Raw genomic sequence first — 22,989 nt, 5'->3', positions numbered from 1 at the left:
TTAGTCGGACGTTAGAAACCGTGTAGGGTAATCGGTAAAGATGGCGTCTACTTTATCGAGGTGCTTGAATGACTTGGGATTGTTGACAGTATAGCACCATATCTCCACCTCAAGTTCGCGCAGCATATTGATATGGTTCGCGGTGAGCCACTTGTAGTCTAGATGACAGCTGAAAGCGTTAACGTTTTGAATAGTGGCGATGGCTTTTCGGTTTAGACGTTTGGTGAGTACCCCGAGGCGTACGTTTAAGTTGGCATCATAGAGCGCTTGCATTACATCAGCACTGAAGCTTGAGACAATAAGGCGTTCTTTGTTAATTGGGTGTTGTTCCAGCTCAGAGCGCAGCAGCGACACGACATGAAGCGGGTCGTGGCGATCAACTTTCACCTCTATATTGATACACATGTTGTTTTCATTACAATAATCCAACAACTGAGATAATGTCATGATAGGTTCGTGTTGAAAGGCCTCGCCCTTCCAGTTACCAAAATCCAGGGTGCTTAGCTGCTGCATCGTCAGTGCATCGACTCTCCCTTTGCCATCACTGCATCGGTTCACAGTGTGGTCATGACAGACCACCAATACATCGTCTTTGGTGGGCTGAACATCCACTTCAATCCATTGTAATCCTAGCGTGTGCGCCTGTTGAACACTAACCATGGTGTTTTCTGGGTGCGTTCCAGCTACACCTCTATGACCCACATAAATGACACTCATAAATGAACCTCAGTAAGCGATGACCATCGCTATATAGAATAGGGCTTGTTGCAATATTGTTAATAACGGGTTATCTTGCATCAAGGTTGTCTGACCAGTTAGCAAGGCTTATGAAAATCCATCAGATTTCAGGTTATATCCAACAGATCTATCTCGCTGAGTATCCAGATAAATTGCTGTTACTGGACGGTGCAAGCCGTGCCGATGTCGGGACAATTTTACGCTATATTCGAGACGAACTGAATCGTCCTATCGCGGATCTCAAAGCCATAGTTGTCACGCACATGCACCCCGACCACGCGGGAGCGGCTCATAGGTTGAAAGCGTTAACCGGCGCAGAAATTGTCTCCAGTGGTCAGCCAAAAGCTTGGTATGCGGGAGTTGATGGGGTGGTCATGCACCTAACGGATTTGGTTTTAGCCTGGTATATGGCAAGTCGAATGGGCAAGCCGAAACGTAACTTGTGGTATCGACGTAAACTCAATGTTGATCATGTAGTCAGTGACGGTGACACTTTGCCGTATTTTGAAGATTGGCAGGTGCTCACGACTCCAGGTCATACAGATCGTGATATTTCAGTATACAACGCCAAGCAGTCAACGGTTTATGTGGCGGATCTTATGGTGGAAGTAAAGCAGCGTCTAATCGCCCCTTTTCCTGTTTTTCACCCCAACCAATATCGAAGTTCGATCGACAAAGTATATAAGCTCAATGCCGAGCAGGTGTTGCTTGCTCATCGAGGCCCAGTTTCATTTGATGAAGAGGCCAAGCAACATATCCTGGAAACAGCGCCAATAAGGCCGGTAACCCATTGGCGCGTGACCAAGATTAAACTTAAAAGCTTGGTTAAGTCTTTGCTCGCAAGAGGTTAGCAAGCGAGAGTTAGTTCACTTTTGCTTTATCGTGATTTGGGAAGATCAAACTATCGGTAGCAAATCCGGCGCTTTTCGCACGCTCGACATATTGCTCAAGCTGACTGGCTTCAATCGTCGGTGTTCTTGACAGGATCCAAAAATAATCAGAGTTGTAGCCGCTTACCAATGCCACTGAGTAATCAGGTTCTAAGTAGTAGACAACATAACTTCCATAGAAAGGTCCAAAAAAGGATACTTTCAGATGAGCAATGTCCTCAGACTCTACAAACTTAGCTTTGCCTTCCGCTTCTGACCACTCTAGATCCTCTGTATCCCAACCACGGTTGAGCACTTTAACGCTGCCGTCTTCATTAAGTGAGTAGGTCGCAGATACATTATCTAGACCGCGCTCAAAGCTGTGGTCTAGTCTCGCGACTTCATACCATTTGCCTAGGTATCGGTCGAGCTCAAAGTTGGTTACGGGTTTAACCGTCTCTGGCATACCAGTGCAGCCCAAAAGGAACACGCTAATGGAAAGCAGAAAATAATGACCAAGTCGTTTCATCTTAAAACCTCAGTTAGATTGGTTACTTACTGAATATACGACACTTTGCACGAGTCAGTTTACAAAGATTGCATCTGGTGACTATTGCGCTTAATCTGGGCAAGTATTGTGTCTATTGCGATTGGGTATTGCTGAAAACATGTTTGAGATTTTTATTATCTTTGCTCTGCTGGTGGGCTTTTCCATGGTTGCGCTTAAATATTTTGTGAAACAGGAAGATACCAAGTCCTATCAGTACAAAGTGAAAGGCCCAATTTTGTCATCAGCACAAACCGCTTTTTATAACGCATTAAAAGAGGCGGTGGGGGAGCATGGGGTGATTTTAACCAAAGTCAGCATGGCCAATGTGGTGACTCCTCAACAAACAAAGAGCAAGAAGCAGTGGTTTATTGCTAATAATGTCATCGCTAAAAGCTACTTTGATTTTGTAGTCTGTGACCCAAGAACGATGCAGCCACGCGTGATCATTGAATATGATAATGGCCAGAAATTGCATAAAGGCAAAATTGAACGCCAGCGATTGATTATGCAAGTATGTAAATCAGCTAACATTCCATTAATCGGTGCTTCGGTGAAACTGAGCTATCAAGTGGGTAAAATTCGCCGCTTGCTCGCCGCACACATCGATTTGATTGAACCGGATAAAGAAGTGCGTTTTTGTAAACGTTGCGGCAGTCCAATGACGATCAAGACTGCAATGCAAGGTGAGTTTAAAGGTCGACGCTTTTTCACATGTAGCCGTCAACCACTGTGCCAGTATACAGAGAACTATAATGTGGTGTTTGACGATGAGGAATCGGCATAATCATTCCGTTTATCAGTTTCGATAAATAGCCAACAACCTGATAGCCTTCACATTTTTTCGCCACTGACGCATAAAAAAGAGTCGAATTGATGGCGAATAGACCAAACGGTACCAAAAACACAAAAATGTGCTTGCACAGCTCAGGTAGTCTGGTTAATATCCTTCTCGTTCCAGAGAGATGGGTCCGTAGCTCAGTTGGTTAGAGTACTACCTTGACATGGTAGGGGTCGGCGATTCGAGTTCGCCCGGACCCACCATCCTTCTCTGAATGCTTATTCAGAATGGAACAAAAATTTGGGTCCGTAGCTCAGTTGGTTAGAGTACTACCTTGACATGGTAGGGGTCGGCGATTCGAGTTCGCCCGGACCCACCAAATTTTCGAAAAAGCCCGCTTTTCAAGCGGGCTTTTTTTTATCCGAACATATCTACTTTTCTTTGCTTTTTCAGCACCCAATGCTCGTCGTTATATGATTGCCGGCACAATGCCGTTCTTATTTGTCCAAAACGGTTAAGCCTTTTAAACAGCCGATAGTGCGTGATATTTAGGTTGTAAATATCAGAAATAGATTGTGCCCTATAGTTTGAATAACTCGAGGCGTTTAGGATTTGCACATCTTAAAACATGAAGGCAAAACATCATGAAATTAACCTCGATTCACAAATCTAAACTAGTTTGCTCTGCACTTGCTGTCGCTTTACTTGCTGGCTGCTCATCAAGTGGCGGAAGCTCATCGCCGACAGAACCACTACCTGAGTTTGATGGTGACCTAGGCTTTGAGAATGTCGATCCTGGCTATGGTAACAGCGCGCCAGAAGGCTCTGAGCCAACAGAGCCTGATTTTGGCTTTGACTTCGGCTATGTTTACATTCCAGATTTGGATTTAGGTGTGCCTGTTCACCTACCAGAGTATGAATCACCGGTTAATCCGAATGCGAAGATCTCTACGGTCAAAGAGCGCGAATCGGAAGGAGAGACGCTATATTCCATTACATACAATGGTGTCCGTGTTGGTGAAATCGTAGTTCAAGGCGATGTGATTACGATCTCTTCGCTGCATACGGACCATACCATTACAGGCAGTAAAAACGATAATGGTACTTGGACGGTCCGAGGTCCCGATGGGAATGTTCGCGGTGATGTGAAGCGTATTGATGACGGTAAGTGGGTTGTTAGAGAGGAGATTAGCCGCGCATCTTATGTCGTTGTCTATCATGAGGGCGAATGGAAGGCTATTCCGGTGGCAGACATTAAGCCTCAGCTAAAACAGCGTATCGATAAAGAGCGTATCGACCGAGTTAAACAGCGCGTTAAGATGAGTCGTCCGAGCTAATTAATACCCCACACTTCAGAAAAGCCCATATATGGGCTTTTTTTGCTTTTCTGGTTATTTCACTTCTGAATAATAATTTCTTGTTTATTACTCTCATTGCACACTGTACCAATATCTCATTCGGTTAAACAAAATCTACCCGGCCAATCCCATCCAACATACTACTAACAGCAACGCAGGTACTTGTGTCTAACCTTTGCCTTTATCGCGCCCTATATGAGTTTAATTAAATAACAAAAACAACGTGTTAGCTCCGATTAAACATTGAACTAGACTGCCAATTAGTGGAACTAAGATCAACTTTTTGTTGTTGGGTTCTAACAGAATACACATTAATGGTAGAGAATTGGTTACCTTAGGCAATATCTTGCAACATCCTGAACTTATTGACATTATCCAAACTTAAGGAAATACAAAATGAATAAAGAAGACCAAAACAAGGAAGGCGTCTCAGTCAATCGTCGTAATTTCATCAAAGGTGGTGCAAGTGTAGCCATCGCGGGTATTGGCAGCACAATGTTCAGTTCAGCGTCAGCGGCGGATGAACTAGATAGCCACTGGCAATTGGGCAGCTACTCGAATGATGAAGAGTTTTGGGATGACGTTCGCTCTCAATTTATTCTCGATGAGTCGACAACTTACATGAACATTGGCACAACAGGTTCAATGCCTAAGCAGGTTTTGAAAAACTTCCATAAAAACAATAAAACGGTTGCCAAATACCCGTGGGATATGGATAACAAGTTCGGTAGTTGGCCATATGTCTCTGATATGGTCAATGACATTGCAGCAAGCTTTGGTGCTGAGCCTCATGAGATCATTCTAAGTCGCAATACCACCGATGGACTGTGTTCTATTATTAACGGATTAAACCTTCAGCCGGGTGACGTTATTCTTACCACGCATCACGAGCACGTCGCTGCCGTATCTCCGTTGAACGTTGTTCGAGAAAGGTTTGGTGTCGAAATTGTTGAGATACAATTACCCGTCTTCACTGGCAGCGAGAAAGTCAAAGAGCGTGACTACGTTAAAGCGTTCCGTAAAGCAATTAAAGAACATTCAAACGTTAAGCTGATTACTTTTTCACACATTACATATAAAACGGGCACCAGATTACCTGCCAAGCAAATTTGTGAATTAGCGACAAAACATCAAATTCCAACTCTTGTCGATGGTGCTCATACCATTGGTATGCTTGATCTCGACTTCCATGACATGGATTGTGACTTTTATGCAGGGTCGGGCCATAAATGGCAATGTGGACCTGGTGCTACAGGTATACTTTACGTCAGAGATAATATGAACCGTTTGAAGGAATGGTCAAATGGCGAAAAGCCTTACTGGGCCATCAACTCGTCACTGGGTCATCTTGACTTTTTTGGTAGCCAACTTCAGCTCCAATATATTGGTAATGACAATTATCCTGCTAAGCAAGCATTAGTCGACAGTTGCAAAATGTGGGATGACATTGGCCGTGATCGTATTGAAAAACGCGTTTTAGAACTGGGGTCTTTATGTAAAGAGCTACTGCAAGAAGCGCTACCTAACGCTTACATGTTTTCCCCTAACGAAAAAGGCTTAACGAGTGGATTGACGACCTTTAATCCGTTTGAGCTTGAAGACAAAGAGCTGCTTACGGAGTTTAGAGATCGTTTAAGAGAAGATTACGGCTATATTATCCGCACCACGGATTTTAAATTGTACAAAGACGATACCACAGACGCCAATGCACTGCGGATCTCTACCCATCTCTTCCATAATGAAGAGGATGTGAGAGGTCTTGTCTCTGCTATTCGTGATTTGTATGAGTACATGGTCTAAGAATTATGCGCCTAGTTGAGTTTGGACGTATACTTTAAGGGTTAGCAAGGAGGCTGCCGATGAAAATAAGCAAATTACATCGAAAAACACTTGGTATGGCGGTGGTGTTTTCACTCAGCCTTGCTTCCTCTTTGAGCTTTTCAATGGATTTAGACGAAGTGAAAAAGAGAGGCGTTTTACGCCACTTGGGTGTCAGTTATGCCAACTTCGTCTCTTACATTGATCAAAATGATCTTCAGTACCTAAGCGGACTCGATGTTGAAATCATGCAAGGGTTTGCCAAGTCATTAGACTTGGAATATCAGTATGTTCCTGCTGACTGGAACAACGTCTTTGGAAAACTGACCGGTCAAAATACTCAATTTACCAATAACCAACTCGTTTTCGGTGAAAAAACACCAATAGAAGGTGACGTCATAGCCAATGGCGTCACTATTTTGGAGTGGCGAACTCAAATTGCAGACTTTTCTGATGATTACTTCCCTTCGGGTGTATGGTTAATTGCAAAGTCAGATTCTGCGATGAAGCCTATCCACCCATCAGGCGAAATTTCACAAGATATTGCTCAGGTAAAAACGCTCATGCGTGGTAAAGATGTACTCGCTATGGAGCACTCTTGTTTGGATCCTAATCTATACAATCTTTATGAAACAGGAGCGAACATCATTTTGCCTGTTGAGCAGCGAAAGCTAAATGAAATGGTGCCCGCAGTGCTCAATAGTGATGCCGAAAGCACTTTGCTCGATGTTCCGGACACATTAATTGCTTTAGAGAAATGGCCTGGGCAAATCAAAGTTATCGGTCCGGTGTCTGAAGACCAGCGAATGGGGGCCGTTTTTAGAAAAGAATCCCCAAAACTGAGGCAGGCATTTAATCAATATTTATTAAAAATTAGAAAAGATGGCACTTACGAACAACTTGTTGAAAAGTACTACCCATCGGTTTTCTATTTTTATGGTGATTACTTTAAGGACAATAGTCAATCACAGTTATGATCAAGAATTTTAATAAAAACACCTATATTATCGTTGCTGCGTTGTTATTAGCTGGTTACCTTGTTTCAATTTTGGCGGTAACAAATCTGGGGCAGACTCGTTTGAACGAGTCACTACAGCGAGAGCTTGAGCTCAAAGTTGAAAACTATGCGAGTGCACTAGAGTATTTTTTCTACGTTACAAATGAAGATATTAATACTCTAGCTAAAGCGCCGGTCATGCATGCATTTTTTGCTAACTTGGCTTCTGGAATGTCCATGGAGTACGGTTTAGCTTCCAGTATCTTAGTCCTCGATAGAAAACTGGACTATACGCTTAAAAACAAAACCATAAGCCAGAAGAAAATATACGAACGATTTACCTTAATCAGTTTGAACGGTTCAGTCATCGCCGACACGTCACCAACGTCAGCAACCAACATTGATATCCAAGAGTTGAATAGGCACGCGAGTCGCCCCGCGTTTCTGAGAACAGTCACATATGCTGACAAGCATGAAATTCAGTTAGTGAAAATGGTGTTGTACTCAGGGGTGCCGACAGGTTACTTGGTTGCAACACTCAATAAAGATGTCATTTTTGAACAACTAACCGCGCAAGAATCGGAGCAAAGTAAAAGCCGAATCGAGTTGCTTTCTAAATATGGTCATTCATTTCTGTGGAATTCTCCATTAAATAGTGACGCACTGTTTACACAACAGCAGTTAGACAGCGCAATCAGTTTTAGTCTACCGATTGAGAATACGCCGTTTATTCTAAATAGCTGGTTCGAACCCGTTGAAAATAAAAGTATTTTAACTTCTACGTGGTTTACGCTTGGACTGTCGTTCCTCGCTATTCCCGTATTTGCAGGGCTTATTTATATATTCGTAATAAATAATGCCAATTTGGTTTTAAAAACAAAGGTTGAGGCTTCACGAAAACAACAAGGGGTACTGTCGCTCAAGAATCGTCAACTGGTCAAAGAGATTGAGAGAAGGAAAGAGTCTGAACTGCAACTTTCTTATCAAGCCTCACATGATGCTCTGACAGGTTTACCAAATCGAAGTTACGGCAACCAAAGGCTTGAGATTGAAATAGACAAAGCAAACTATAACAACTCAAAGTTGTTGGTAATGTTTATCGACTTAGATAACTTTAAGCAAATCAACGATACCTTAGGGCACTTAGCGGGCGACGAAGTCTTAAAACAAAGCACCGAGCGTTTAGAGAATGCCGTGGGCAACAAGGAGCTGCTTTCTCGACTTGGCGGCGACGAATTCCTATACATCATTCCCGAACTCGATGATCAGGAAGTATCGAAGAAATACGCAGAAAAGATTTTGAAGCTGTTCGATGAGCCGTTTAGTTGGAATAATCAAAAGTTCTTTGTCTCTATCAGTATTGGCATGTCTCGCTATCCGGAAGATGGCGATAATAACGAACAGTTACTCGCCAATGCAGATATGGCGATGTACAGCGTCAAGCAAGATGGGCGAAATGCCTACAGCTTCTATGATGCAGAAATGAGCAGTAATGTTCAGCGAAATCTAAGCCTAGATGGTCGTCTACGCTATGCGATCGCGAATCAAGAGCTAGAGCTGTATTATCAACCTATCATCAACCTTGAAACCAAAAAGATTATTGGCGCTGAGGCACTGATGCGTTGGAATGACGGCGAGTATGGAATGATTCCGCCTGATGAATTTATTCCTTTAGCCGAAGGTAATGGTCTAATTCACCAATTGGGTGAGTTCGCCATCCAATCTGCTTGTCAGCAAGCGGCTGAGTGGCAATCCATTGCACCTCTGCATGTCTCTGTGAATTTTTCCAGCGTACAATTTCGTTATTGTGAAAAGCTGTTTACGCAAATTCGTTATAGTTTGATGAAATCAGGTTTGAAACCTGAGTTGTTAGATATCGAGATCACTGAGAACCTGCTTTTCAATCATAACGAAGACGTCATTAGCTTGTTGGAAAAACTGCGCTCGATGGGTATTCAGTTGACGATAGATGACTTTGGTACGGGCTACTCTGCTTTGAGTTACTTGCAAAAATTCCCATTCGACAAGCTCAAGATTGATCGCAGTTTCTTGATGAATATTCGCAAGAACAAAGCAGACAGAGAACTGGTTACCGCAATAGTTGCCATGGCAAAGGCGTTGAATCTCACCGTTGTTGCAGAGGGAATAGAGGAGCAATGGCATACGGACTTTTTAAATTCCATCCATTGCGAATTTGGACAAGGTTTTTTCTATAGTAGGCCGGTTCCAGCGGATGAGTTTGAACAGTTATTAAAAGCAAACCTTCACTCAACCGCAGATGACCAGCCAGCTCTTAACGCTGTAACGTAGGCGAGTTTCATCGCGGTTTTTGGCACGTGCTCTCGGGACAACCTGAGAGCACTGTTCCCAATATCAACGACCTTTCCATTCCTGCTTGCTATCGTTGGCCTAAACTTCGTTTGGATCTGCAACTTTCATATTACATGCATGAATGCTAATAAGAAGTAGTGAGTATATTACACTCGCTTAGACAGCAGCAAATCAGATTGAGCGAAGAAGTGAAACGATTTTGAACCAACCAATTTGTATAGTAAGCACAAGAGATTTGACGTACTAATAGTAGAAGATAGCCTCAAAGCCGAGTCGCTTTGAGGCGAAGGGAAAAGTTAGCGAGTCAAACGTAAGACCAGCGTATCGTCTACAATCACCGCGTTCTCTGGCCTAAAGGTCGCGAGGTTTTCCGCAAAGCTCCAATTCGCCTTGCCCCAGCGGTTGCTGTCGAAGTAGTTAAAGTCATCACGCCACATTAAACGAAATTCGCCATTTTCGTAGCTATGGTATTCGATCCAATCGATAGTTTGCTCTAAGGGTAGGTCGCCAGAATTAAAGCGTCCAGCCCAATCAATGGAGTCCGCGACCCATAGATTCATGCGATAGCTTTGCGGAGTATCTCTCATCTGTTGTACTTGCAAAGATTGGGTCGCGAGCTCCTGATGAATAGTGACGCCATCAACTTGCCAGCGAATTTCCTCAGGTGTCCATATCAAGGTGTATTCGTGGAACTGGTCAATATCGGTGATGGTGTGGAGCTGCTCAGAGTGGATGCGGTTGTTAGCCTCGCCAGTAATTAAGTTGGTTTGCAGTAAGTCACTTTGTTTTCCGACAGATTCAATATCAATTTCGCGCCAGGGTAAGCCACCCACCCAGCTTTCATTGTCATAGGTAAAAAACGATGAGATTACCCCTGGTTTAGAGACCATCTTCATACGAATAACGAACTTGCCAAATAGCACTTTGTCATGGCTAAACACCTCTGCACCATACAGAGGTTTGTCAGTAGAATTAACGCTGGGAGTGGTGCTTTCGATATTAGAAAATGGGCTTTTGCTATCTGTGGTACAGGCTGTTGTGACGAGCGCTGGGATAAGTAATAAGAGTTTAAGCAACGTGTTCATTGTGAGCCTCGTAGGAGTAGGCAAATGGCCAGCGACTGCTGCTGGCCATGCAATTAAAAATTACAGAGGAGTAGCATTAATTGAGCTTTCCTTCATCCAGGGCTGAAGCAACCCAAACGAGTGGCGCATTCCAGTTAATGGTGATTTCATTGAGTGACCATGCCCCAATGTTATCTCGATAGCAGGTTTGTCCAATGCATTGCCCTTTCATTGTCGCAGCAATAGGATCAGAGAAACTGATTGAGTTAGGTCCGCCGATTAGAGCCCCAGGAGCGGGAGCCGGAGAATTCTCATCCGCGGCCTTTGCCCAAAAACGGTGATGAGGGTTTTGCGCCGCATGAGTACCGTAGCCTGTGACATAAGAAATATTCATAGGATTAGCGCCTAGAATGTAATCCATCGCATTGGCCGCGGCTTTGAGATACTGCAGCTCTCCACTGAAATCATTGGCATACACCAAGAACAGACTTCGGTTGACTAAATTGGAGTTGGAGCCCCAAGGGTATTGTTCTACAGAGTAAGGAATATTGTAGCCTTCCTTAGCAACTTGCGACGCATAGTTAGACGCTGTCTGGATAATGTTGGCTCTTGCCAGAGAGATCGCCTCTTTGCCCAGTTGGTTGGGAACCACAGCGAGGCTTATTGTGCCAAGTGGCGCGGTGTACTGCCAAAAGATGTCACCATCGGTAGCAATGTTACCTTTTGGTGTTTCGAGATAATGAGGTGAGCTTTTTAAAAACTCGCGATACTGTGAATTACCCGTAGTGATGAACAACTCACTAGCGGCCCAGTAAAACTCATCACTTAAGGTCAGATCATCATAGGGGCCAGAGCCTGTGAAATTATCGTACGCGAAAATATTTGGGTGTGTTAACGCCGCACTCCATGCACGCTCAGCAGCCGTTAAGCAACGTTCTGAAAACGCGGGGTCTATTGGCTTCCAAAGTCGCCCGCATTGAGCGCCAATGGCGGCTAGGTTCAGTGTCGCGGCGGTACTTGGTTGGCCAACATAACGTTTTTTGTCGTCTTTGTGCGGTGGTAATGGCATACCAGTCCACACTTCGTCGGCGACTTTATGAAACGCGAGATGAGAAGCATCAATGGCAGTCAGTTCAAGTGCTTTACTAGCAGATTGATCGCCAATAGGAACGCTAACATTTTGTCCTTCGGGTACTTGCATTGCCAGCATGAACTCCACATTCCAGCGCGCTTCCGACAGTACTGGATTAACATCTTGCGTAGCTTCGGGGATCTTTACTTCTTCGCCGTTAAACGGAAGCTTGGCATTATCAAGCCATAACCCGCGTTCATACAGGTTGAGTAGTGTCCATGTCGTGATGCCGCCATTAACCGTATATTTACCGTGATCGCCCGCATCATACCAACCACCGGTCACGTCGATAGAAAGTTCACAACCTGGCCACTGATTTCCCCATGCATCCTCTTTATCAAAGCAGGTTACTCGGTCGTTAGTATGCCCGGCTGGCCTCGCTAAATCGGCTCTTTGAACATATTCTTTTTGGATCTCAATTCCACTTCGGTTTTGATAGAAATAGGAGAAAGCATCGTGCTTAAGCGATTGGTAAAGGTTCTTTTGAATGCTAAACGGATAGCTGTCTTCGCCATCGACCGAGATCGTCAGTCCGGTTTGTTCAGTGGTTAGGTTTGATAAGTCGATTTGATGAAGGTGCTCACCAGAGGCTGGGTTTAGGCCAAATACTGATGTTCGACCGAGATCGATGTTGATGCCTTGATCATTTTTAAGCGTCCAGCGTAAAGGCTGTTTGGACTCAGAAGTGATAAAGATAAGCTTATCTGCTTGAGGATAAAAGCCGACTTGATTAGCGCGGATGGGCGAGGACTTAGACACTTCAAAATAGGGTTTTCCTTCGATTGATACATTGGTAACACACACCGAACCTGTTTTCTGTGCGCCCATCTGGAATTGGAATTCGCCTCCAGCATCACTGTCTAGCTGATGTGTAAACTCATATTGAAACGATTCAGGCTGGGTAGAAAGTACGGTTTCTGTGAGGAAGTAATGAGTGTAAGGAGGACCTTCATGTTGTATCAGAGTTTTCATTTGGGTATCGACGCTAGCGTAAGCATCAAAGCGAATGGAGTACTTCTCGCCTTGTTCCAAACCCACTCCGGCATGACCTAAGATCACGCTCCAAGCGTCACTGCCGGTGCTCTTTATATCCATGCAAGCGAAGCCATCTTTTTGCTCTGCGCTTGCACCCGCGGTCCACCAACCGTCGAGAGCACTACTAAAATTACCATTACGGATCATCTCATCACTCAGCGCGCCTGAAGAATGAAAAGCGGCACAAAGAATAACAGCACTTACCTTGTTTAGTTTTGTCATATGTCCTCCTTTATTTTGTTTAACCATATATTGGGTAGTGCCTAAGGCAAGGGACATTGGTGGAAAATTGAATTTAAATAAATGCTTAGCATTATAACTGTGAACAAATATACAACGGCCATCGTGCTGGTGAATAGTTTTCATGAAAATATTTATGTAGCCATGAAAGTGTATTGCGAGCTCGCAAGGATAATCGGGACAAAGAGCTGTCAGAAATTAACGTGACTAGCATCACGAAAATGGATATTTTACAGTTCTGTACTACTATTGTATTGACATTTACTTATTGGTTAATGTCGATGGAAGGGCATATTTTCTTGAAACCGGTTTCGTGTTTCAACGTGTCTTATTCGTCTTTTATAAGGTTAAGGAATATTGTTATGAGAGCAAAGTTAATTGCGTTGGCCATTATTGCATCAGCGGTTTCATTTACAGCAAGTAGCCAGGATGCGCTGGATTATATGACCATACAATCGATCAAAAGTAGTATGTCAAAAAGCGATATAGAGCAGGCGCTAGACAACTGGAGGAGCGCACAACTCGAAAACATAGAAGTACGCGCACGATACGTCTCTGACAGAGCGCCAAGGCAGTATGTTATTGATACCATTGAAAATGAATACCAAGTGGCGCGACAAAAACTAGGGCTATAGCCACTACTATTCTTATCATTGCAGTCCGTGCACTCGCTTCTTAGGCGTCTGCATGGGCATCTGTATCACTTAGGCCTCTATTTCCAAATCTGATTTCATGAAAGAGTTTCATGGCGAATGAAAAACTTGCCATTGCACTCAATATTCAGCAATTTCAGAAATTTCCCTTCAATTCCATGTGAGTTATATCACGCTTCACCGACCTCATATAAGAAATACTCTGCTTGAAAACGGTTTCATGCAGGGGCGTATCGAGGTTATTTTGGCGACTATCAAAGATGTTTCAGAGTTAGCAGGTGTATCTCAGGCGACAGTATCACGAGTCATTAATGGTACCAGCCGAGTGAGTCACGACAAAAAGCTAAAGGTTGAAAAAGCCATTAAAGAGCTGGCTTATAAACCCAACTCAATCGCCCAAGCGCTTGCGTTTAGTCGCACCGGAAGTGTCGGCATCATGGTGCCGGAACTGGGTGGTCCGTTTTACTCTGGGATACTTCACAACATGGAAGAGCACCTTAGGCGCTTTGGTTATCACGTCGTCGTCAGTGCGGGTTCGAATACGGAAGCGAGTCAAAAAGAGTCGATCGAATTCTTAATTAGCCGCCGAGTCGATGCGTTGATTGTTCATGCGCAAAATGTTCCCGATGACTACTTAATTCAAATTGAAGAGTCGGGCATTCCGCTTGTGATCATTAATCGATTCATCCCGGAAATGAAATCTAGTTGTATCACCATCGACAATGAACTTGGTGGAAAAATAGCAACACAATATCTCCTTAAAATGGGACACACGGATATTGTTTGTATTACCGGCCCTTTAGATAAATCCGATGCTAGAGGACGTTTGCAAGGTTATAGAAATGCACTGTTTGACGCAGGTATTGAATATGATGAAGTGCTTGTTGCCGAAGCGTCATTTACCGAAGAAAGTGGTGCCAGTGCAATGGAAAAAATAATAAGGAGGAAATGCCACTTTACCGCAGTATTTGCTACTAATGATCATATGGCTTTAGGTGCGTATGAGGTGCTGGCAGAGCATGGATATTCAGTGCCAGAACAAGCGTCACTCATTGGGTTTGATGACATTTTGTTCGCTCGCTATTTAACGCCAAAATTAACGACAATGAATTTCCCAATTGAACAAATGAGTTTAGAAGCTGTACAGCTTGTTATTCAAAAATTGGGAAATAATAAGTGTGACGTTAATTTTAAATTACTCCCTTCACTAGTGGTTAGAAATTCAGTTAAGGATCTACTTACTACCCTATAATTCTATTAAGGATATAACATGAAATTAAAGAGTTTAGTACTTTATAGTGCGATTTCGCTTGGAACAATTACCGCTGTTAATGCAGAAGAAGCGATTCGCTTTGATGGTTTTCCAGATTTTGACAGCAGCTTAAAAGTGCTGCTACCTGAGTTTGAAAAGGAAAATGACATCAAGGTTGATTATTTGATGAATAACCATGGTGACCATCACACTAAACTGACGACTAACCTAGCGACTGGCTCAGGTGCGGGTGACGTCATTGTTGTTGATGTGGAGAAAATTGGTCCATTTGTAGCGTCTGGTGGTTTGGTCAACCTTTCTGAAAAATACGGTGCAGATAAATACGCTGAGCGTTTCGCACCTTACGCATGGGCGCAAGGCAAGGGCGCTGATGGCAACATGTACGGCATCCCAGTGGATCTAGGCCCTGGTGTTATGTACTACCGTACAGATTTATTTGAAAAAGCGGGTATCGACGTGAAAGATGCCATCAAAGATTGGGACTCTTACATTGCTGCAGGTGAAAAACTGAAGCAACAAAACGTTCAACTGATCGCCTCTGCTGCGGATGTTGCACAAGCAATCATCTACACCACAGTACCTGAAGGCGAAGGTCTTTATTTCGATAAAGACGGTCAGCCAGTCGTTACATCTGAGCGCTTTGTACACGCTTTTGAAGTCGCGAAGAAAATTCGTGAAAAAGGTCTAGATGGCCGCATTTTGGCATGGTCAAACGAGTGGTATGAAGGCTTTAGAAATGGCACGTTTGCGACTCAACAATCGGGCGCATGGCTGCTTGGTCACTTGAACAACTGGATTGCACCAGAAACAAAAGGTAAGTGGGCAGTATCAAACCTACCTGATGGCATCTACGGCAGTTGGGGCGGCTCTTTCCTTTCAATCCCTACTCAGTCACAGCACCAAGATGAAGCGTGGAAGCTGATCGAATTCATGACAGCAGATCGTGACGCACAACTTAAGCACTTTGAAACAATTGCTGCGTTCCCAGCTAACGTAACGACTTACGACGACAAACTGTTTGACCAAGAAGTTGAGTTCCTTGGTGGTCAAAAAGCGCGTCAGCTATTTGCTGAAGTAGCGAACAACATCAAACCGGTGGCACCGGCGAAAGGTGACCACGTTGCTCGCTCAATCGTTCTAGAAAATGCATTGATGGAAGTATTGGATGAAGATAAAGACATCAAAACTGCATTGGCTGAGGCTGAGCGCCTAATTAAACGCAGAACGCGTAACCTTTAATCCGTTTTTGAGTTTGATTTAAGGAAGCGTGCTAGCGCGCTTCCTTCTTTAAGAGGTCGTTACTATGAGTCATTCAGCGAGCAACGTCATGGAAGCAACATCAAGGCAGAGTATTATTGCTCGTATTAATGCCAAGGCATTCGCCCCCTATGGGTTTTTGTTGCCGTTCCTAATTATTTTTTCTGTATTTGGTATTTTCCCACTTCTATTTTCAGTGTTTCTTTCTTTTCACGAATGGAACCCAGTAGAAGGTCTTGGCGCGATGAACTTCGTGGGACTAGAAAACTACCATATTGCGCTTACCGACCCGTGGTTGTGGCGCTCCCTTAAGAACACATTTTGGCTAGCAATTACTTCTGGTGTGGCGCAGCACTTAGTCGCAATTCCAGTGGCTTATATTTTGGTTTCCCTTGGCGACAGACTTCGCCATTGGCTGACGTCTGCGTACTTTTTGCCTTTCATCACATCAACGGTCGCCGCGTCACTTATCTTCTTCAATATGTATTCGCCAAGCTCAGGCATCATCAACCAAACGTTGATTTACTTAGCTGATACCACGGTTCTTGGTTGGGCATTTGCGTGGGTCAACGACTATCAGCCGATTCGCTGGCTTGACGATGCAACGTTAATAAAACCATCGATTGCCATCATGGTTTTCTGGAAATACACCGGTTTCAACATCGTTCTTTACACCACAGGTTTAATGACGATCCCTAAAGATATCTTAGAAGCTGCACGAATGGATGGGGCTAACGCACTGCGCCGCTTCTGGCATGTTTCACTACCCATGATTCGTCCTTTTGTCTTTTTTGCAGTCACCATGACCATCATCGGTAACCTGCAGTTGTTCGAAGAACCTTTCGTACTGACTCGCGGTGGCGGCGGTACTGGTCAGGCGGGTCTAACCATCTCTATGTACTTGTACAAAGTGGGTTGGGAATGGCTAGAAATGGGCACAGCATCTGCAATTTCATGGTTACTGTTCGCGCTCATCGCTGGTTGTACAACAATTCAATTTTTATTCTTTGGTAAGAAAGGTTTAGGGGAGCACTAATATGACGACTCTAACGCATAACTCGAATGCCGTAATGGCAAAACTAAAACCGAGCGATCGCACTGTAGAGCTGCTGGTGAAAGCGTTGATGGTGCTGCTTGCTGCGATACTCATCGTCTCTGCAATTATCACCGTGTTCCCGTTTATTTGGTCAGCACTGCTATCGACACGTGACCGCAGCGAAATCTTTGGCACTGGTATCAGTTTTGCCATCGGAGATAGCTTGGCAATTAACTACGCGAAGCTGCAAGAAATCATGCCTTTCTGGCAGGCGATGTTTAACTCAGTCTACGTGGCCTTTGTGGGCACCACCATTTCATTGCTGTTCTGCAGTATGGGTGGTTACGCTTTTGCGGTTCACAAATTTAAGGGTAAGAACATCCTATTTGGCATGCTGGTTGGCTCGATGATGATTCCACCAGTGCTGAGCTTGATTCCTTACTTTATGATCGTGAAGTTTCTAGGATTACTCGATAACCATGTCGCGGTTTGGCTTCCGTTTACTACGACGCCGTTTGGTATATTCCTGATGCGTCAGCACGTGGTGGCTTCGATTCCACGTGAGCTTCTTGAAGCGGCAAAACTTGATGGTGCTGGTGAACTGCGTACTTACTGGAGTGTGGTACTACCGCTGATGAAACCCGCACTAGCTACACTCGCGATTGTTCAATTTGTCTTCTTCTGGAACATGTTCATGCAGCCTTTGGTAGTTCTGAACTCTCCTGAAAACTACGTGATTACTCAAGCACTAAGAAGTGTACAGGGCATACCAAATACGCCATGGGGCGCGGTCATGCTTGGTACCACTATCTCAATTCTTCCCCTGGTTGTGACCTATCTGTTTGCCTCTAAACAGATGATTAGCGGTCTAACATCTGGCGCGGTTAAGGGGTAAATGATGGAACAGTTTCAACTGCCACTTGGCTCAAAAATGCGTGACCCACAGTTTGTCTTTGGTGTTGCTACCTCCTCTTATCAAATTGAGGGCGCGACGAAAGAAGGCGGGCGCTGCGATTCGATTTGGGACACGTTCTGCCGACAGCCGGGCAAGGTAGACAACGGTGATAATGGCGATATTGCTTGTGACCATTACCACCTGTGGGAACAAGATATCGAGATGATTCATTCTCTTGGTGTCGACGCGTACAGGTTGTCAATTGCATGGCCGCGCATCCTGCCTGAAGAAGACGCGGTCAACGCTCAAGGCTTGGCGTTTTATGAGCGCATTATCGATAAATGTCATGCTCTGGGTATGAAAGTCTATGTCACGCTTTACCACTGGGATTTGCCTCAATATTTGGAAGACCGAGGTGGATGGCTTAATCGTGAAACGGCGTATAAGTTTGCTCACTATGCTGAGGTAGTGAGTCGCTACTTTGGCAATAAGATCGATGTCTACATCACACTTAACGAGCCATTTGTATCCGCTTTCCTTGGTTATCGCTGGGGGATGCATGCACCTGGCGTAGTCGGGGAGTCCGAAGGGCTTTTAGCGTCGCATCACCTATTACTGGCGCATGGTCTAGCAATGCCAGTATTGCGTGAAAACGCGCCTGATTCATTGCATGGCATTGTTTACAACGCCACACCGTTCTATCCAGAAAGCGAGAAGGACGAAGGTGCGGCTATGTACAAAGACGCCGCGAATTATCACTGGTTTATGGATCCCGTGCTTAAGGGAAGTTATCCCGAATTAGTACTAGAGCGTGAATACGCCCACAAACCTATGGTGCTAGAAGGGGATCTAGAGATTATTTCTGCACCGGTCGATTACATCGGTATCAACTACTACTCACGTGGCGTGGTGCGATTTGATGAAAATGGCGATATCGAAGCCATCCCTCAAACAAACTCGGAGCACACCCATATCGGTTGGGAAATCTATCCACAGGGGCTGACTGATCTATTGGTTCGAATCAAGTCCCGCTATCCCAATCTGCCACCGATCTACATTACTGAAAATGGCGCAGCAGGCAATGATCAGTGTATTGAAGGAAAGGTGGATGACGAGCAGCGTCAGCGCTACCTGCAACAGCACTTGCTTGCTCTAGATAAAGCGATAGAAAGCGGCGTTAACGTCCACGGTTACTTCGCTTGGAGCTTAATGGACAACTTTGAATGGGCGTTCGGTTACGTCCAGCGATTCGGCATTGTGCATGTCGACTATCAAACACAAAAAAGAACACTGAAACAGAGCGCGATTGCCTATCGCAATATGCTTCTGGCGCGCTCTGAGGAGAACAAAAATGGCTAAAGTAGAATTTCGTAATATCAAAAAATCATTCGGCGACGTAGATGTTGTAAAAGAGTTCGACTTTACCGTCCAGGACGGTGAGTTCGTGGTGTTCCTAGGCCCATCGGGTTGCGGAAAATCGACCACATTAAGGATGTTGGCTGGCCTAGAAGACATCACATCAGGTGATATCTTTGTCGGCGACAAGCGCATGAACAAAGTGGACGCAAAAGACCGAGACTTGGCGATGGTTTTCCAGAGCTATGCACTCTACCCACACATGACAGTGTATGAAAACATCGCCTTTGCTCTCAAACTAAAAGGTATGGCTAAGCGTGATATCGACGTTGAAGTTCGTAAAGCCGCGACCATGCTAGAGCTAACGCCACTGCTCGATCGTAAGCCGAAAGAGCTGTCTGGCGGCCAGCGTCAACGTGTAGCGATGGGGCGTGCGATGGTGCGTACACCGAAAGTATTCTTGTTTGATGAGCCATTATCGAACTTGGATGCCAAACTACGCGGCACAATGCGAGAAGAAATCAAAGAGCTACATCGTAAATTGCAGACCACAACGATTTACGTCACCCACGACCAGATCGAGGCCATGACGCTCGCTGACCGTATTGTCATTCTGAAAGATGGCTATGTAGCGCAGGTAGGTACTCCGACAGATGTGTTTAAGCGTCCAGCCAACAAATTTGTCGCTCAGTTTATTGGTAACCCATCAATGAACATGCTGGATGCACAGCTTGTCGACGTTGACGGCGAGTTTGTTGTCGAACTTGGTGACGTGCATATCCCATTGCCAGAACGCTTTAAAGCGCACGCTTCCAAAAATGTCGCGCTGCATTTTGGTGTTCGCCCAACCGATCTTTATCTTCGCCCTGAACAAGTCGACCATGACCGTGTTATTCCAATTCCTGTTTCAATCAAAGACAAGGAACTACTCGGCGCGAGCATTCTGTTGAAAACAGAAATTGCCGGTCAGCCTTTTGTTGTTGAAACGCAAGCAGCAGAGGTCGATGTTGATGAGCTCACTCTTTATCTGGATCTAGATGCAATCCACTTGTTCGATGCCTTAAGCGAAAACTCACTCGCCATCGACTAGTCCGCAGACGAACGACTTTAATTTAACTTTGAATAAGCCCCTTTGAGAGCAAAGGGGTTAGGGAACACGACGATGAAATTTGGATATTTTGATGACGCGGCGAAGGAATATGTCGCCACGACACCGTGCACACCGATTAAATGGTGTAATTATGTGGGCACGCTCAATTTTGGTGGCTTGGTGGATAGTAATGGTGGAGTGCTGCTGTGTAAGGGGGACCCAGCACTCAACAGGGTCACCAAATACATCGCCCAGCTGCCAAACTCCGATTTTAAAGGGTCTACGACCTATATTAAGGTACAAGACACTGATGGTAATGTAGAGATTTTCTCGCCTTTCTACACGCCGACACTCAAGCCTCTGGAGCGCTATGAGAACCATACTGGCTTGTCGTACACCACCATCGTATCGGAAGGGTATGGAGTGCGTTGCGAAGCGACGTTCTTTGTACCGCACAACGACCCCGTGCTGCTGCAGGACATTAAAGTTACTAACATCTCAGACAAACCACTGCATGTAGATGTGATTCCGGTGTATGAGTTCACTCACTTTGATGCGTTAAAGCAGCTCCTTAACGCAGACTGGGTTCCACAAACCATGACGCTGAAAGCGCACAAGCAACAGAGCGGTCATACTGTGCTTGAACAATACGCCTTTATGAAGCGAGATTTTGCCGTAAACCTAATGACCGCAGACAGAATTGCGACTTCATTTGATGGTGATCGTCAGCAATTTCTTGGCAATATGGGCTATGGAAGTTGGGCAGCGCCGCAAGCGTTAAATCACCGAGAGCTGAACAATTCTGAATGTCTGCGTGGCGATAACATTGGTGCACTGAACCTAAGATTAGGCTGGCTAGAGCCAGAGCAGCAAGAGCGCACCGTGGTGCAGCTAACCCAGATGGAAAGTTTAGAGCAAGCAACTGAGCTTCTTGCCAAATATCGTGATCACCAAACGGTCGATGAAGCGTTTAACGCGCTGGCTTCTCATTGGAAGCAGTATTTAGCAACACTGCACGTCGACACGCCTGATCCGGCTATGAACTCAATGCTGAATGTACACAACCCACGCCAGTGTCACACCACTAAAAACTGGTCGCGTTACTTGTCGCTGTATCAGTTGGGTTATGGCGCGCGTGGTATTGGCTTTAGGGATTCTTCTCAAGATACCTTGGGTGTTATTTCTCATATGCCAGAAGAAGCTCGCGAGTTGATTGAGCGACTGCTAACAGTACAAAACACCGATGGTTCGGCTATGCACCAGTTCTTCCCGTCAACCATGGAAGCCAATGCTGGTGACTCACGGGAGGAAGAAGACCGTCCAGATTATTACGGTGATGATCACCTCTGGATTATCTTTGCTGTCACTCAGTACGTAAAAGAGACCGGTAATGCCGCGTTCCTAGATAAGGTGCTGCCTTATTATCAAAAGGATAAACACGGCAACCCTATTGAGTCGGCGAGTATTTGGGATCACTTGTGCCGAGCGATTGAGTTTACTTACAGCAATCGTGGCCAGCACGGTTTGCCGCTGTTAGGTTTTGCTGACTGGAATGATACGGTCAACCTGCCGACTGGGGCTGAGTCTATGATGATCGCCAACATGTATGGTAAGGCGCTACTGGATATGCTCGATCTCTGCAAACTGCGTACAGACAGTGCGTTAGAGTTGCGTTTTGAAGAGTACTATCAAGAGATGCAGCGTATCGTCAATGACTTTGGTTGGGATGGGCATTGGTACATTCGCTACTTTGATGAGAAAGGCGAGCCGATCGGCTCACATGTGAATCAGCAAGGCCAGATATACACTAATGGCCAAAGCTGGCCAGTCATTTCAGGTTTTGCGACGGAAGAGCGTGCGACTCAAGCGTTAGAGTCTGTGTATCAAAAGCTCAATACACGTAATGGTATTAAGTTGTCGACACCGGGCTACAACGGGTTTGATCCAAAATTGGGCGGTGTATCCACGTATCCTCCGGGCGCGAAAGAGAATGGCGGTATATTCTTGCACTCTAACCCATGGGTCATGATCGCTGAAGCGAAAATGGGCAATGGTGATAGAGCTTATGAATACTATCGTCAAATCAACCCAGCATCGAAAAACGATCATATTGATGTGTTTGAATCTGAACCCTACTGCTATCCGCAGAACATTTTAGGGGATGAGCATGAGCAATTTGGCTTAGGAAGAAATGCTTGGTTGTCGGGTACGTCGTCTTGGACTTATGTGGCGGGTACGCAGTGGATTTTAGGTGTTCGACCAGATGTCGACGGCCTGATCATCGACCCATGTATACCAAAAGCCTGGCCTGGATTTAAAGTGAAACGTCAGTTCCGCGGAGCCACTTACTGCATTGAAGTGACCAACCCAGAACACGTTTCGAAAGGGGTTACGAAAGTGCTGGTTAATGGCGAACTGATTGACGGTAACAAGCTCCCGGTGCTTGCAGGAGGTGAACACCAAATCGAAGTGACACTCGGGTAGATAAAAAAAGGGGGCGCTTAGCGCCCCTTCTGACG

18 protein-coding genes and 2 tRNA genes are annotated in these 22,989 nt (G+C 45.1%); 16 read left to right on the top strand and 4 right to left on the bottom strand.

Annotated elements, in window-relative coordinates:
• Window positions 1–717: a glycerophosphodiester phosphodiesterase family protein gene (locus AAA946_RS09600; RefSeq protein ID WP_338164658.1), complete on the bottom strand. Its 717-nt coding sequence runs from the start codon at window positions 715–717 to the stop codon at window positions 1–3.
• 110 nt (window positions 718–827) lie between these two features.
• Between AAA946_RS09600 and AAA946_RS09595 the strand changes: the two genes are divergently transcribed.
• Entirely contained in the window at window positions 828–1,589 is a 762-nt protein-coding gene (locus AAA946_RS09595; protein WP_338164657.1) for an MBL fold metallo-hydrolase, read from the top strand.
• A gap of 10 nt (window positions 1,590–1,599) precedes the next feature.
• On the opposite strand, the gene AAA946_RS09590 is transcribed toward AAA946_RS09595, so the two are convergent.
• Window positions 1,600–2,136: a lipocalin family protein gene (locus tag AAA946_RS09590; RefSeq protein WP_338164656.1), complete on the bottom strand. Its 537-nt coding sequence runs from the start codon at window positions 2,134–2,136 to the stop codon at window positions 1,600–1,602.
• Between the two features lie 139 nt (window positions 2,137–2,275).
• On the opposite strand from AAA946_RS09590, the gene AAA946_RS09585 reads away from it, so the two are divergent.
• The 7 genes from AAA946_RS09585 (at window position 2,276) to AAA946_RS09555 (ending at window position 9,418) form a co-directional block, all read left to right on the top strand.
• A complete protein-coding gene (locus AAA946_RS09585; protein ID WP_338165814.1) occupies window positions 2,276–2,941 on the top strand; it encodes a DUF2726 domain-containing protein in 666 nt (221 codons plus the stop codon).
• Between the two features lie 180 nt (window positions 2,942–3,121).
• Window positions 3,122–3,198 (top strand) — tRNA-Val (locus tag AAA946_RS09580).
• 39 nt (window positions 3,199–3,237) lie between these two features.
• Window positions 3,238–3,314: transfer RNA gene (locus AAA946_RS09575), tRNA-Val, on the top strand.
• 265 nt (window positions 3,315–3,579) lie between these two features.
• Window positions 3,580–4,272 carry a hypothetical protein gene (locus AAA946_RS09570; protein ID WP_338164655.1) on the top strand — a complete coding sequence of 231 codons (693 nt, stop codon included), beginning with the start codon at window positions 3,580–3,582 and terminating at the stop codon, window positions 4,270–4,272.
• A 417-nt stretch (window positions 4,273–4,689) separates the two neighbouring features.
• Window positions 4,690–6,093 (top strand): aminotransferase class V-fold PLP-dependent enzyme, encoded by a 1,404-nt coding sequence (locus tag AAA946_RS09565; RefSeq protein ID WP_338164654.1) that lies wholly within the window; start codon window positions 4,690–4,692, stop codon window positions 6,091–6,093.
• A gap of 59 nt (window positions 6,094–6,152) precedes the next feature.
• Window positions 6,153–7,088, top strand: coding sequence for a transporter substrate-binding domain-containing protein (locus AAA946_RS09560; protein ID WP_338164653.1), 936 nt, complete (start codon window positions 6,153–6,155; stop codon window positions 7,086–7,088).
• Complete coding sequence (locus tag AAA946_RS09555; RefSeq protein ID WP_445206101.1) at window positions 7,076–9,418, top strand: putative bifunctional diguanylate cyclase/phosphodiesterase; 2,343 nt, start codon at window positions 7,076–7,078, stop codon at window positions 9,416–9,418. Before AAA946_RS09560 ends, AAA946_RS09555 begins: the two co-directional genes overlap by 13 nt.
• Before the next feature lie 317 nt (window positions 9,419–9,735).
• On the opposite strand, the gene AAA946_RS09550 is transcribed toward AAA946_RS09555, so the two are convergent.
• Complete coding sequence (locus AAA946_RS09550) at window positions 9,736–10,524, bottom strand: family 16 glycosylhydrolase (protein WP_338164651.1); 789 nt, start codon at window positions 10,522–10,524, stop codon at window positions 9,736–9,738.
• A 76-nt stretch (window positions 10,525–10,600) separates the two neighbouring features.
• Window positions 10,601–12,892 carry a glycoside hydrolase family 9 protein gene (locus tag AAA946_RS09545; protein ID WP_338164650.1) on the bottom strand — a complete coding sequence of 764 codons (2,292 nt, stop codon included), beginning with the start codon at window positions 12,890–12,892 and terminating at the stop codon, window positions 10,601–10,603.
• A 380-nt stretch (window positions 12,893–13,272) separates the two neighbouring features.
• Between AAA946_RS09545 and AAA946_RS09540 the strand changes: the two genes are divergently transcribed.
• The 8 genes from AAA946_RS09540 to AAA946_RS09505 all read left to right on the top strand — a co-directional run bounded on the left by AAA946_RS09540 (window position 13,273) and on the right by AAA946_RS09505 (window position 22,954).
• Window positions 13,273–13,545 (top strand): hypothetical protein, encoded by a 273-nt coding sequence (locus AAA946_RS09540; RefSeq protein ID WP_338164649.1) that lies wholly within the window; start codon window positions 13,273–13,275, stop codon window positions 13,543–13,545.
• Between the two features lie 262 nt (window positions 13,546–13,807).
• Window positions 13,808–14,815, top strand: a complete 1,008-nt coding sequence (locus AAA946_RS09535) for a LacI family DNA-binding transcriptional regulator (protein ID WP_338164648.1) — start codon at window positions 13,808–13,810, stop codon at window positions 14,813–14,815.
• An 18-nt stretch (window positions 14,816–14,833) separates the two neighbouring features.
• Window positions 14,834–16,075, top strand: a complete 1,242-nt coding sequence (locus tag AAA946_RS09530) for an ABC transporter substrate-binding protein (protein WP_338164647.1) — start codon at window positions 14,834–14,836, stop codon at window positions 16,073–16,075.
• Window positions 16,076–16,139: 64 nt separating this feature from the next.
• A complete protein-coding gene (locus AAA946_RS09525; protein ID WP_338164646.1) occupies window positions 16,140–17,129 on the top strand; it encodes a carbohydrate ABC transporter permease in 990 nt (329 codons plus the stop codon).
• A gap of 34 nt (window positions 17,130–17,163) precedes the next feature.
• A complete protein-coding gene (locus tag AAA946_RS09520) occupies window positions 17,164–18,024 on the top strand; it encodes a carbohydrate ABC transporter permease (protein WP_418642273.1) in 861 nt (286 codons plus the stop codon).
• A 3-nt stretch (window positions 18,025–18,027) separates the two neighbouring features.
• On the top strand, window positions 18,028–19,383 hold the full coding sequence (locus tag AAA946_RS09515) for a GH1 family beta-glucosidase (protein ID WP_338164645.1): 1,356 nt from the start codon (window positions 18,028–18,030) through the stop codon (window positions 19,381–19,383).
• Entirely contained in the window at window positions 19,376–20,470 is a 1,095-nt protein-coding gene (locus AAA946_RS09510; RefSeq protein ID WP_042499611.1) for an ABC transporter ATP-binding protein, read from the top strand. Before AAA946_RS09515 ends, AAA946_RS09510 begins: the two co-directional genes overlap by 8 nt.
• 72 nt (window positions 20,471–20,542) lie before the next feature.
• Window positions 20,543–22,954, top strand: coding sequence for a GH36-type glycosyl hydrolase domain-containing protein (locus AAA946_RS09505; RefSeq protein WP_338164644.1), 2,412 nt, complete (start codon window positions 20,543–20,545; stop codon window positions 22,952–22,954).
• Window positions 22,955–22,989 lie beyond the last annotated feature (35 nt).

It is taken from the genome of Vibrio sp. 10N (assembly GCF_036245475.1).
Taxonomy (GTDB): Bacteria; Pseudomonadota; Gammaproteobacteria; order Enterobacterales; family Vibrionaceae; genus Vibrio.
The sequence above is the reverse complement of the archived record's forward strand: the minus strand, read 5'-3'. Positions and strand labels throughout refer to the sequence as shown.